The 12,371-nt window shown below is 54.6% G+C and carries 9 protein-coding genes; all 9 read left to right on the forward strand.

Annotated elements, in window-relative coordinates; all coding sequences use genetic code 11:
* Positions 1-280 precede the first annotated feature (280 nt).
* The 9 genes from serC (at position 281) to PGR09_RS03595 (ending at position 12,370) form a co-directional block, all read left to right on the forward strand.
* Entirely contained in the window at positions 281-1,369 is a 1,089-nt protein-coding gene (gene serC / locus PGR09_RS03555; RefSeq protein ID WP_045395743.1) for a 3-phosphoserine/phosphohydroxythreonine transaminase, read from the forward strand.
* A gap of 74 nt (positions 1,370-1,443) precedes the next feature.
* Positions 1,444-2,727: a 3-phosphoshikimate 1-carboxyvinyltransferase gene (aroA, locus tag PGR09_RS03560; protein ID WP_047045592.1), complete on the forward strand. Its 1,284-nt coding sequence runs from the start codon at positions 1,444-1,446 to the stop codon at positions 2,725-2,727.
* Positions 2,728-2,921: 194 nt separating this feature from the next.
* On the forward strand, positions 2,922-3,605 hold the full coding sequence (gene cmk / locus PGR09_RS03565; protein ID WP_045395738.1) for a (d)CMP kinase: 684 nt from the start codon (positions 2,922-2,924) through the stop codon (positions 3,603-3,605).
* Between the two features lie 137 nt (positions 3,606-3,742).
* Positions 3,743-5,416 carry a 30S ribosomal protein S1 gene (rpsA, locus tag PGR09_RS03570; RefSeq protein WP_015367470.1) on the forward strand — a complete coding sequence of 558 codons (1,674 nt, stop codon included), beginning with the start codon at positions 3,743-3,745 and terminating at the stop codon, positions 5,414-5,416.
* A gap of 150 nt (positions 5,417-5,566) precedes the next feature.
* Complete coding sequence (gene ihfB / locus PGR09_RS03575) at positions 5,567-5,854, forward strand: integration host factor subunit beta (protein ID WP_004100704.1); 288 nt, start codon at positions 5,567-5,569, stop codon at positions 5,852-5,854.
* A 205-nt stretch (positions 5,855-6,059) separates the two neighbouring features.
* Positions 6,060-8,324 carry a ComEC family protein gene (locus PGR09_RS03580; protein ID WP_430915795.1) on the forward strand — a complete coding sequence of 755 codons (2,265 nt, stop codon included), beginning with the start codon at positions 6,060-6,062 and terminating at the stop codon, positions 8,322-8,324.
* A 36-nt stretch (positions 8,325-8,360) separates the two neighbouring features.
* Positions 8,361-10,109, forward strand: coding sequence for a lipid A ABC transporter ATP-binding protein/permease MsbA (gene msbA, locus PGR09_RS03585; protein ID WP_032707692.1), 1,749 nt, complete (start codon positions 8,361-8,363; stop codon positions 10,107-10,109).
* A complete protein-coding gene (gene lpxK, locus PGR09_RS03590) occupies positions 10,106-11,086 on the forward strand; it encodes a tetraacyldisaccharide 4'-kinase (RefSeq protein WP_430915796.1) in 981 nt (326 codons plus the stop codon). The genes msbA and lpxK overlap by 4 nt, the downstream gene beginning before the upstream one ends.
* 54 nt (positions 11,087-11,140) lie before the next feature.
* Positions 11,141-12,370 (forward strand): winged helix-turn-helix domain-containing protein, encoded by a 1,230-nt coding sequence (locus tag PGR09_RS03595; RefSeq protein WP_430915797.1) that lies wholly within the window; start codon positions 11,141-11,143, stop codon positions 12,368-12,370.
* Position 12,371 lies beyond the last annotated feature (1 nt).

The following is a 12,371-nucleotide window of genomic DNA, read 5'->3' on the forward strand; positions in this document are numbered from 1 at the left end:
ATCGTTTCCTGTGAACGTAGATGATAATTATTTATGCCGTCAGTCCAAATCCGGAATGGACGGCGGAAGAGGGAGGAAAAAGCGATCTGCTCGCAGCGATTATGTCGGTTTAATGACGTCAAGCTGGTTGATTCTTTTGTGTGACGGTGGCCTCGTTTGTGGGCCGCTTAGTTTTACTCGTTGCGGTGTGTGTCACTGAATGATAAAACCGATAGCCACAGGAATAACTTATGCCCGCGACGGTTCGCGTGCAGACAATATAGCAACGTGGTGAGGGGAAATGGCTCAGGTCTATAACTTTAGTTCGGGCCCGGCAATGCTGCCGGCAGAAGTTCTCAAACTGGCGCAACAGGAACTGTGCGACTGGCACGGTCTGGGGACGTCGGTAATGGAAATCAGCCACCGTGGTAAGGAGTTTATCCAGGTGGCTGAAACGGCAGAACAGGATTTCCGCGATCTGCTTAATATCCCTTCCAACTATAAAGTGTTGTTCTGTCATGGCGGCGGTCGCGGACAGTTTGCCGGGATCCCGTTAAATCTGCTGGGTGATAAAACGACAGCAGATTATGTGGACGCCGGTTACTGGGCGGCAAGTGCGGTGAAAGAAGCGCAAAAATACTGCACGCCGAACGTTATCGATGCGAAAACTACCGTTGACGGCCTGCGAGCCGTTAAACCGATGAGCGAATGGCAGTTGACGCCGGGCGCGGCCTATTTGCACTTCTGCCCAAATGAAACCATCGATGGTATCGCTATTCACGAAACGCCGAATTTTGACAAAGATGTCGTCGTCACCGCGGATTACTCCTCCAGTATTCTGTCCCATGAAATCGACGTCAGCCGTTATGGCGTGATTTACGCTGGCGCGCAGAAGAATATCGGCCCGGCAGGGTTGACGCTGGTTATCGTGCGTGAAGACCTGCTGGGTAAAGCCAGCGTCGCCTGCCCATCAATTCTTGATTACACCGTGCTGAACGCCAATGACTCAATGTTTAACACGCCTCCGACCTTCGCCTGGTATCTGGCGGGGCTGGTATTCAAATGGCTGAAAGAGCAGGGTGGCGTGGCCGCGATGGATAAAATCAACCGCCAAAAAGCGGACCTGCTGTATGGCGTGATTGATAACAGTGATTTTTATCGTAACGATGTTGCCGCTGCCAACCGCTCGCGGATGAACGTGCCGTTCCAGCTGGCGGATAGCGCGCTGGACAAACTGTTCCTTGAAGAGTCTTTTGCGGCCGGTTTGCATGCGCTGAAAGGCCACCGCGTGGTGGGCGGTATGCGTGCTTCTATCTACAATGCGATGCCGCTGGCCGGCGTCAAGGCGCTCACCGACTTCATGCAGGACTTCGAACGTCGTCGCGGCTAATTGCTGAGCGCTTATTTTCATCCCCGCGGCCGGTCTGCGGGGTTTTTATTCTGTTTTTTTGAGAGTCGAGTTTCATGGAATCCCTGACGTTACAACCCATTGCGCGCGTTGATGGCACCGTAAACCTACCCGGGTCAAAAAGTGTCTCTAACCGCGCTTTGCTGCTGGCGGCATTAGCCCACGGCACCACCGTGCTGACCAACTTGCTGGACAGCGATGATGTTCGCCATATGCTCAATGCGCTTAACGCCCTGGGAGTTCACTACACCTTGTCTGCCGATCGCACTCGTTGTGAAGTCACCGGCAACGGTGGTCCGCTTCAGGCCAGCGGCGCGCTGGAGTTGTTTCTCGGTAATGCTGGTACGGCGATGCGCCCGCTGGCAGCGGCGTTGTGCCTCGGCCACAACGATATTGTGCTGACCGGCGAACCGCGAATGAAAGAGCGACCGATAGGGCACCTGGTCGATGCGTTACGCCAGGGGGGCGCGCAAATTGAGTATCTGGAGCAGGAAAACTATCCGCCCCTGCGCCTGCGCGGTGGTTTCAACGGCGGCCAGGTGGAAGTTGATGGCAGCGTCTCCAGCCAGTTCCTTACCGCTTTACTGATGACTGCGCCGCTGGCGCCGCAGGACACGACGATCGCGATTAAAGGCGAGCTGGTATCTAAACCTTATATCGACATCACGCTGCACCTGATGAAAACCTTCGGCGTTAACGTTGAAAACCACAACTATCAGCGCTTTGTCGTGCGCGGTGGGCAACAATATCAGTCGCCGGGCGATTATCTGGTGGAAGGCGATGCCTCCTCAGCTTCTTACTTCCTCGCTGCCGGCGCTATTAAGGGCGGTACGGTGAAAGTGACCGGTATTGGCCGCAATAGCGTACAGGGCGATATTCGATTCGCCGACGTGCTGGAAAAAATGGGCGCGACAGTTGTCTGGGGCGACGATTTTATCGCCTGTACACGCGGCGAGTTGAATGCCGTTGATATGGATATGAACCATATTCCGGATGCGGCCATGACCATCGCTACCGCGGCGTTGTTTGCGAAAGGTACCACGGTGCTGCGTAATATTTACAACTGGCGGGTGAAAGAGACCGATCGTCTGTTTGCGATGGCAACTGAACTGCGTAAAGTCGGCGCCGAAGTGGAAGAGGGTGAAGACTATATTCGCATCACGCCGCCTGAGACGCTGAAATTTGCTGAAATCGGTACCTACAACGATCACCGCATGGCGATGTGCTTCTCGCTGGTGGCGCTGTCGGCAACGCCAGTCACTATCCTTGACCCGAAATGTACGGCGAAAACGTTCCCGGACTATTTCGAGCAGTTAGCGCGAATTAGTACCCTGGCGTAAATTCTGTCTCGTCCGATAAGGTAAAGCTTTGTCATCTTCCGGGCTGGTATTCCGCCAGCCCGCTATAATTGCGCAATTCTTCTACATTTAATTTCTACTATTCCGTAATTTGCACACAATGCTCACTTTCTGGCGCATTGATGCGTATAATGCGCGGCGTTTATATTCATGCGCCTTGCTAAAGGAGAATAAAGATGACGGCAAATGTTCCGGTAATCACCATTGATGGACCTGGCGGTGCGGGTAAGGGCACGTTGTGCAAGGCAATGGCGGAAGCGCTTGGCTGGCATCTGTTGGATTCCGGCGCTATCTATCGCGTTTTGGCGCTGGCGGCCTTACATCATCATGTTGACGTCGAGTCAGAAGAGGCGCTGGTTCCGCTGGCCGCTCATCTCGATGTACGTTTTATTTCTGCTGACGGCAACCTGGAAGTGGTGCTGGAAGGTGAGGATGTGAGTGCGGAGATCCGCACCCAGGAAGTGGCCAATACCGCCTCGAAAGTCGCTGCCTTCCCGCGCGTTCGCGAAGCGCTGCTGCGCCGTCAACGCGCCTTTCGCGAGCAGCCAGGCCTGATTGCCGACGGCCGCGATATGGGCACCGTTGTTTTCCCTGATGCGCCGGTTAAAATTTTCCTCGATGCGTCGGCGGAAGAACGCGCGCAGCGCCGCCTGCTACAGTTGCAGGAAAAGGGTTTTAGTGTTAACTTTGAACGTCTTTTGTCCGAGATAAAAGAGCGTGACGATCGCGATCGTAATCGTGCCGTGGCGCCGCTTGTCCCGGCCGCTGATGCATTAGTTCTCGATTCAACTGAACTAAGCATTGAGCAAGTAATTGAAAAAGCGCTACAATATGCGCGCGAAAAACTGGCTATCGCTTAACCGTTAAGCGGCAAAGCGTTGCGAGCCTCCGAATTATAGCAGTACCCCCGCAGCAACGGAGTGTTAGCGGGTATGTTAAACAACCCCATCCGGCACGGAGCCAGGTGGACGTTAAATATGAAACCTGAAGATTAAACATGACTGAATCTTTTGCTCAACTATTTGAAGAATCCTTAAAAGAAATCGAAACCCGCCCGGGTTCCATCGTTCGTGGTGTTGTTGTTGCTATCGACAAAGATATCGTACTGGTTGACGCTGGTCTGAAATCTGAGTCCGCCATCCCGGCTGAGCAGTTCAAAAACGCCCAGGGCGAGCTGGAAATCCAGGTTGGTGACGAAGTTGACGTTGCTCTGGATGCAGTAGAAGACGGCTTCGGTGAAACCCTGCTGTCCCGTGAGAAAGCTAAACGTCACGAAGCTTGGATCACGCTGGAAAAAGCTTACGAAGACGCTGAAACTGTAGTCGGTGTTATCAACGGCAAAGTTAAAGGTGGCTTCACTGTTGAGCTGAATGGTATTCGTGCGTTCCTGCCGGGCTCCCTGGTAGACGTTCGTCCGGTGCGCGACACGCTGCACCTGGAAGGCAAAGAGCTTGAATTCAAAGTCATCAAGCTGGACCAGAAACGTAACAACGTCGTTGTTTCTCGTCGTGCCGTTATCGAATCCGAAAACAGCGCAGAGCGCGATCAGCTGCTGGAAAACCTGCAGGAAGGCATGGAAGTCAAAGGTATCGTTAAGAACCTCACTGACTACGGTGCATTCGTTGATCTGGGCGGCGTTGACGGCCTGCTGCACATCACCGATATGGCCTGGAAACGCGTTAAGCATCCGAGCGAAATCGTAAACGTTGGCGACGAAATCACTGTTAAAGTGCTGAAGTTCGACCGCGAGCGTACCCGTGTATCTCTGGGCCTGAAACAGCTGGGCGAAGATCCGTGGGTAGCTATCGCTAAGCGTTATCCGGAAGGTACCAAACTGACCGGTCGCGTGACCAACCTGACCGACTACGGCTGCTTCGTTGAAATCGAAGAAGGCGTTGAAGGCCTGGTTCACGTTTCCGAAATGGATTGGACCAACAAAAACATCCACCCGTCCAAAGTTGTTAACGTTGGCGATGTAGTGGAAGTTATGGTTCTGGATATCGACGAAGAACGTCGTCGTATCTCCCTGGGTCTGAAGCAGTGCAAATCTAACCCATGGCAGCAGTTCGCGGAAACCCACAACAAGGGCGACCGTGTTGAAGGTAAAATCAAGTCTATCACTGACTTCGGTATCTTCATCGGCCTGGACGGCGGCATCGACGGCCTGGTTCACCTGTCTGACATCTCCTGGAACGTTGCAGGCGAAGAAGCAGTTCGTGAATACAAAAAAGGCGACGAAATCGCTGCAGTTGTACTGCAGGTTGACGCAGAACGTGAGCGTATCTCCCTGGGCGTTAAACAGCTGGCGGAAGATCCGTTCAACAACTACGTTGCTCTGAACAAGAAAGGCGCTATCGTAACCGGTAAAGTAACTGCAGTTGACGCTAAAGGCGCAACCGTAGAACTGGCTGACGGCGTTGAAGGTTACCTGCGTGCTTCTGAAGCATCCCGTGACCGCGTTGAAGATGCAACTCTGGTTCTGAGCGTTGGCGACGAAGTTGAAGCTAAATTCACCGGCGTTGATCGTAAAAACCGCGCAATCAGCCTGTCTGTTCGTGCGAAAGACGAAGCTGACGAGAAAGATGCAATCGCAACTGTTAACAAACAGGAAGATGCAAACTTCTCTAACAACGCAATGGCTGAAGCTTTCAAAGCAGCTAAAGGCGAGTAATCTTAGTTATTCAGGCCACAACGGTCTGAATAATGACGAGTTTACTTGACAGATTGCAGGATTCGTCCTGTAATCAAGCACAAAGGGCGGCTACGGCCGCCCTTGTTTAAGCTGTAAGCTAACTTTGCCTTGAAGGAAACCGGAGGAAAAATGACCAAGTCAGAATTGATAGAAAGACTTGCCAGCCAGCAATCTCATATCCCGGCGAAAGCGGTGGAAGATGCTGTTAAAGAAATGCTGGAACATATGGCCTCAACGCTTGCTCAAGGTGAGCGCATTGAAATCCGCGGTTTCGGCAGCTTCTCTCTGCACTATCGAGCACCTCGCACCGGGCGTAACCCGAAGACTGGCGATAAAGTGGAACTGGAAGGTAAATACGTTCCGCACTTTAAGCCTGGGAAAGAACTACGCGACCGCGCCAATATTTACGAAGAGTAAGTTTTTCCTCATCAGGCAAAGACTTACTTAATAAAAAAGCACCTGAGGGTGCTTTTTTTATGCCTGTTTTCCGTGTCCGCTCGCAAAACTTTTGTTACCTGATAGCAAGAGACAATATTTCCCGGACAGCGCGACGCAATGCCATTCTTTTCAACATGATCGCGGCGGCGAATTGTCTGACACTCCCCGATAACAGGGAGGTGTTATGCGATTACCACATCTGGCAGGCTGCGCCATAATCGGAATTTCGCCGCTGCTTTGGCTACCGGCACTACCGAATATGCTAAGCGTTTGGTGTCTTATTGGCGTTGCGATAATCATGGCAACGCTGCGCAAACCTTACACAACGTATGCCGCATTGACGTTGCTATTTCTCGTGTGGGGAATATTACATGCCCGGCAGGCGCTGTGGCCCACTGAGCACATTCCCGGCCGCAACCGGCAGGCCGTTATTGAGCTGGTAGGCGGTGATGGCCTGACGAGCTGGCAAGGTAAGATAATCCGTCTTGAGGGGCGGCGTTTATATCCCGCGGTTGGGATCACCCTCTACGGCGGCGAACTGCCTGCAGCAGGCTGCGTTGGGCAGCGCTGGCTGATGACCATCCGCGCTCGTCCGGTACATGGGCAGTTAAATGAGGGCGGCTTCGATAGCCAGCGCTACGCCCTTGCTCAACATCGTCCGCTTAGCGGACGTTTTCTGAATGCCTCATCGCTTGATTCACGTTGTAGTTCCCGGGCTCGCTATCTGGCCTCGTTGAACCGATCACTCGCAGATTATCCGTGGAGAACGGTGATGCTGGGGCTGGGAATGGGGGAGCGCCTTGCGGTTGCGGATGAGATAAAAAGGTTAATGCAGGAGACGGGGACATCTCATTTAATGGCTATCTCCGGCCTGCATATTGCGCTGGGGGCGTCACTTGGCTGGTTGCTGGTTCGCGGAATACAGTTCTTTCTTCCGTGCCGCTGGATAGGCTGGCGAATACCGCTGCTTGCCGGGTTAGGTTGCGCGCTGTTTTACGCCTGGCTTACCGGCATGCAACCCCCGGCGCTACGTACCTGTGCGGCCTTAACCGCAGGATGTCTGTTGCGGCTACAGGCCAGGCGCTGGTCGCCCTGGCAAATATTTTGCTGTTGTATTGCGGCAATACTGCTGGCCGATCCACTGGCGATAATTTCAGAAAGCCTGTGGTTATCGGTCTTTGCGGTTGCTGCGTTGATTTTCTGGTATCAGCTTGCGCCGCTTCGCCCTTACCGCTGTCATTCACCGTGGCGGCACCTGCTGGCGCTGAGCCACCTGCAGTGTGGCCTGATGCTATTATTGGCGCCGCTGCAGATAGCCCTGTTCCATGGTATTAGTCTGACATCACTGATAGCGAACCTGATTGCCGTTCCGCTGGTGACATTTCTAATAGTCCCGCTGATTTTAGCGGCCATGCTACTGCATCTCAGCGGTCCGGCATTGCTTGAAATGGCGTTATGGCAACTCGCCGATCGGTTGCTGGCAATCTTATTCTGGTTCTTACGCCATTTGCCTGCGGGATGGGTATCGCTTGACGAACGCTGGCTGGCGGTCAGTTTACTGCCGTGGCTGGCGCTTCTGGTATGGCGTTTTCAGGCCTGGCGTCAGATGCCGTTACTCTGTATTAGCGGCGTGGCGCTACTCAGTTGGCCTTTCTGGCGCGCCGCCTCACCGGGCGAGTGGCGGGTGACGATGCTGGATGTCGGACAAGGGCTGGCGGTGGTCATCGAGCGTCAGGGCGCGGCAATTTTGTACGATACCGGCCCAGCCTGGCCGGGAGGCGATAGCGGTGAGCGGCTTATCGTACCCTGGCTACGCTGGCGCGGTCTTCATCCGGAAGGCATAATATTGAGCCACGAACATCTTGATCATCGCGGTGGCCTGAATGCGATTATTCAGGCGTGGCCCAATCTCGTTATTCGTAGTCCGCTTAAAGCGCGCGGGCATCTACCCTGTCGCAGAGGGGAAACCTGGCGCTGGCGAGGGCTCCGATTTCAGGCGCTTTGGCCATTGCCTGCGGGTGAGCATAAAGGGAACAATGGTTCCTGTGTGGTTAGGGTCGATGACGGCAAGCGTAGCGTTTTACTTACCGGCGATATCGAAATCCCGGCCGAACAGCAGATGATAAGCCATTACTGGCAGCATCTTATGTCTACACTTATTCAGGTTCCGCACCACGGCAGCAACACTTCATCCGGCGTGACATTGTTGCAGCGGGTAGGGGGAGAGGCGGCTATCGCCTCGGCAGCGCGATACAATGCATGGAAGATGCCTTCCCAAAAAGTCGCGCAGCGCTATCGTGAGCAGGGATATCGGTGGTTTGATACGCCGCACTCGGGGCAAATAACGATTATTTTTTCTCCAGAAGGTTGGCAAATCCATAGCTTACGAGATCAACTTTTACCGCGTTGGTATCATCAGTGGTTTGGCGGGGACGCGCAGAACGGGTAGAATATGCGGCTATTTCAACATAAGCTGGTTTATTGAATGCAGAACGATAAAGATCTCTCCACGTGGCAGACCTTCCGCCGACTTTGGCCGATGATAGCGCCGTTTAAAGCCGGGCTAATCGTAGCGGCCGTGGCGTTGGTGCTTAACGCGGCAAGTGATACCTTCATGTTATCGCTTCTTAAACCGTTATTGGATGATGGTTTTGGTAAAACGGATCGCTCAGTGCTGTTATGGATGCCGCTGGTGGTGATCGGTTTGATGGTGCTGCGTGGCATCAGTAGCTATATCTCGAGCTACTGTATCTCCTGGGTTTCCGGCAAAGTGGTGATGACCATGCGTCGCCGCCTGTTCGGTCATATGATGGGCATGCCTGTCGCTTTCTTCGACAAACAGTCCACCGGGACATTGCTGTCGCGTATCACCTACGACTCCGAACAGGTCGCTTCATCTTCCTCCAGCGCGTTGATAACCGTAGTGCGTGAAGGGGCCTCAATTATCGGCCTGTTCGCCATGATGTTCTATTACAGCTGGCAATTGTCGCTAATTCTTATCGTGCTTGCGCCTATCGTCTCTGTGGCGATTCGGGTGGTTTCAAAGCGTTTTCGTAATATCAGTAAGAATATGCAGAACACCATGGGGCAGGTGACCACCAGCGCGGAACAGATGCTCAAAGGGCATAAAGAAGTGCTGATGTTCGGCGGTCAGGCGGTTGAAACCAAGCGTTTTGACAAGGTCAGTAATAAGATGCGCCTGCAGGGCATGAAAATGGTCTCCGCGTCCTCCATCTCCGACCCGGTCATTCAGCTGATTGCCTCTCTGGCGCTGGCCTTTGTGCTCTACGCGGCGAGCTTCCCAAGCGTCATGGAAACGCTGACCGCCGGTACTATTACCGTGGTCTTTTCTTCGATGATCGCGCTGATGCGCCCGCTGAAATCCCTGACTAACGTCAACGCGCAGTTCCAGCGCGGTATGGCCGCATGTCAGACGCTTTTCTCCATTCTGGATTCCGAGCAGGAGAAAGATGAAGGCACTCGCGTGATTGAGCGCGCCAAAGGTAACCTGGAGTTCCACAACGTCACCTTTAGCTATCCTGGCCGCGAAGTTGCCGCGCTGCGTAACATCAATCTGAGCATCCCGGAAGGGAAAACCGTTGCGCTGGTAGGGCGTTCAGGCTCAGGTAAATCCACCATCGCCAGCCTGATTACCCGGTTCTACGACGTTGACGAGGGGCAGATTCTGCTGGATGGCCACGATTTACGCGAGTACAAACTGAGCTCCCTGCGCGATCAGGTGGCGCTGGTTTCGCAGAACGTGCATCTGTTCAATGATACCGTCGCCAATAACATCGCCTATGCGCGTACCGAAGAGTACACCCGCGAGCAAATTGAAGAAGCGGCGCGTATGGCCTATGCGATGGACTTTATCAACAAGATGGATAATGGACTGGATACGATTATCGGCGAGAATGGCGTGATGCTCTCCGGTGGTCAACGTCAGCGTATCGCTATTGCGCGTGCGCTGCTGCGCAATAGCCCTATCCTGATCCTCGATGAAGCCACCTCGGCGCTGGATACCGAGTCGGAACGCGCAATTCAAGCGGCGCTGGATGAACTGCAGAAAAACCGCACCTCGCTGGTTATCGCCCACCGTCTGTCGACTATCGAACAGGCTGACGAAATCGTGGTGGTAGAAGATGGTCGTATCGTTGAACGCGGCAGCCATCTGGATCTGCTGGAACATAAAGGCGTTTACGCGCAGTTACACAAGATGCAATTCGGTCAATGATAGCGCGCATCTGGTCCGGCGAATCGCCGCTATGGCGGCTATTGCTGCCGCTTTCCTGGCTGTATGGCCTGGTGAGCGCTTTTATCCGCCTCAGCTATAAACTGGGGTGGAAAAAAGCCTGGCGCGCGCCGGTGCCGGTGGTCGTGGTCGGTAATCTGACCGCCGGCGGCAACGGTAAAACGCCGGTGGTGGTTTGGCTGGTGGAACAACTGCAGCAGCGGGGCATACGCGTCGGCGTGGTATCTCGCGGCTACGGCGGCAAAGCCGACCGCTATCCGCTGCTGCTGGATAATGCCACCAGTACAGCGCAGGCGGGCGATGAACCGGTGTTAATTCATCAGCGTACCGGCGCGCCGGTGGCGGTTGCGCCACTGCGTAGCGAGGCGGTAAAAGCCTTATTAGCCGCTCACGATTTACAAATTATCGTCACCGATGATGGTCTTCAGCATTATAAGCTGGCGCGGGATAGAGAAATCGTTGTGATTGACGGCGTACGCCGCTTTGGCAATGGTTGGTGGTTGCCGGCCGGTCCGATGCGCGAGCGCGCATCCCGTTTGCAAAGCGTCGATGCCGTTATCGTCAACGGCGGCGTCGCGCGTCCGGGGGAAATCCCGATGCAGTTGCGTCCCGGCATGGCGGTGAACCTGCTTACCGGCGAGCGTCGCGATGTTGCGACCCTCGACAACGTAGTGGCGATGGCCGGCATTGGCCATCCGCCGCGCTTTTTCGCGACGCTTGAAAGCTGCGGCGTGCATCCGGTGAAAACCGTGGCGCTGGCGGATCATCAGGCACTTAGTCAAAGCGCGGTCGCTGTACTGGCAAGCTCGGAGCAGACGCTGCTAATGACCGAAAAGGACGCGGTTAAATGCCGTGAATTTGCCGCCGCTAACTGGTGGTATCTACCGGTTGACGCCATAATGACCGATGAACGCGCACAGCGGTTGCTCGCGGACTTAGTGACGCTGGCGCAACGTTAACCTGCGTGCTGGTTTTGCTCGCCGCTGTGCTTGAATCCCCTACGGAGAACCTGCATGTCGGTATTGCAACTGTCGCTAAAAGAGGCTCGCCATCTTCATCTCGCGGCGCAAGGGCTACTGAAAAAGCCCCGGCGTCGCGCTCGCCAGAATGACATCCTTTCCACTATTCAGCAGATGTCGCTGCTGCAAATCGATACGATCAACGTGGTCGCCCGTAGCCCTTATCTGGTGCTGTTTAGTCGTCTTGGCAGTTATCCTCAGCACTGGTTGGATGATTCTCTGCGTAGCGGCGAGCTGATGGAATACTGGGCGCATGAGGCCTGTTTTTTGCCGCGTAGCGATTTCGCCCTCGTGCGCCACCGGATGTTGAATCCTGACAAGATGGGTTGGAAATACCATAAAGAGTGGATGCACGAACACGCCGCCAGCATAGAAGAGTTGCTGGCGCATATCGCGCAAAATGGCCCGGTTCGCTCAGCGGATTTCTCCCATCCGCGTAAAGGAGCCAGCGGCTGGTGGGAATGGAAACCGCATAAACGTCATCTTGAAGGGTTGTTCACCGCCGGCAAACTGATGGTCGTTGAGCGGCGTAACTTTCATCGCGTCTATGATTTAACCCATCGGGCGATGCCGCACTGGGATGACGAGCGCGACGCGCTCTCCCGCCAGGAGGCCGAGTCTATTATGCTGCGTAACAGCGCGCGCAGCCTGGGCGTTTTTCGTCCGCAGTGGCTGGCCGATTATTATCGTCTACGCCAGCCAGCATTACCGGCGCTGCTGAAGGGCTGGCAGGATGAGGGGCTGGTGGTGCCGGTTATGGTTGAAGAACTGGGGGAAATGTGGCTGCATCGCGATCTGCAAGCGGCGCTGGAATCGGCACCCGGCGGTAAGTTAACCGCCAGCCACAGCGCCGTGCTCTCGCCGTTTGACCCGGTAGTGTGGGACCGTAAACGGGCCGAGCAGTTATTCAACTTCAGCTATCGACTGGAATGTTATACCCCTGCGCCGAAACGGCAATACGGCTACTTTGTGCTACCGTTGCTGCATCAGGGAAAACTGGTTGGCAGGATGGACAGCAAGTTGCACCGAAAGGACGGCATGCTTGAGATCTTTTCGCTGTGGCTGGAAGAGGGCGTGAAAGTGACCGCCGGGCTGGAAAGCGGACTCCAGCGGGCAATTAACGATTTTGCGCGCTGGCAAGGTGCAGAAGAGGTTGTGCTGCGCCAGCTACCCGCGACGCTATTTGCTAACCAGCGGCAAGGTTGGGGCGTTGAAGCCGCGTGAT

The organism is Klebsiella sp. 141251 (assembly GCF_050600725.1).
Taxonomy (GTDB): domain Bacteria; phylum Pseudomonadota; class Gammaproteobacteria; order Enterobacterales; family Enterobacteriaceae; genus Klebsiella; species Klebsiella aerogenes.

What these genes read in the sequence shown, in the direction of transcription:
- rpsA (WP_015367470.1), top strand. Translation starts at nt 3,743, where the DNA reads ATGACTGAATCTTTTGCTCAACTATTTGAAGAATCCTTAAAAGAAATC.
- aroA (WP_047045592.1), top strand. Translation starts at nt 1,444, where the DNA reads ATGGAATCCCTGACGTTACAACCCATTGCGCGCGTTGATGGCACCGTA.
- serC (WP_045395743.1), top strand. Translation starts at nt 281, where the DNA reads ATGGCTCAGGTCTATAACTTTAGTTCGGGCCCGGCAATGCTGCCGGCA.
- msbA (WP_032707692.1), top strand. Translation starts at nt 8,361, where the DNA reads ATGCAGAACGATAAAGATCTCTCCACGTGGCAGACCTTCCGCCGACTT.
- PGR09_RS03595 (WP_430915797.1), top strand. Translation starts at nt 11,141, where the DNA reads ATGTCGGTATTGCAACTGTCGCTAAAAGAGGCTCGCCATCTTCATCTC.
- PGR09_RS03580 (WP_430915795.1), top strand. Translation starts at nt 6,060, where the DNA reads ATGCGATTACCACATCTGGCAGGCTGCGCCATAATCGGAATTTCGCCG.
- ihfB (WP_004100704.1), top strand. Translation starts at nt 5,567, where the DNA reads ATGACCAAGTCAGAATTGATAGAAAGACTTGCCAGCCAGCAATCTCAT.
- cmk (WP_045395738.1), top strand. Translation starts at nt 2,922, where the DNA reads ATGACGGCAAATGTTCCGGTAATCACCATTGATGGACCTGGCGGTGCG.
- lpxK (WP_430915796.1), top strand. Translation starts at nt 10,106, where the DNA reads ATGATAGCGCGCATCTGGTCCGGCGAATCGCCGCTATGGCGGCTATTG.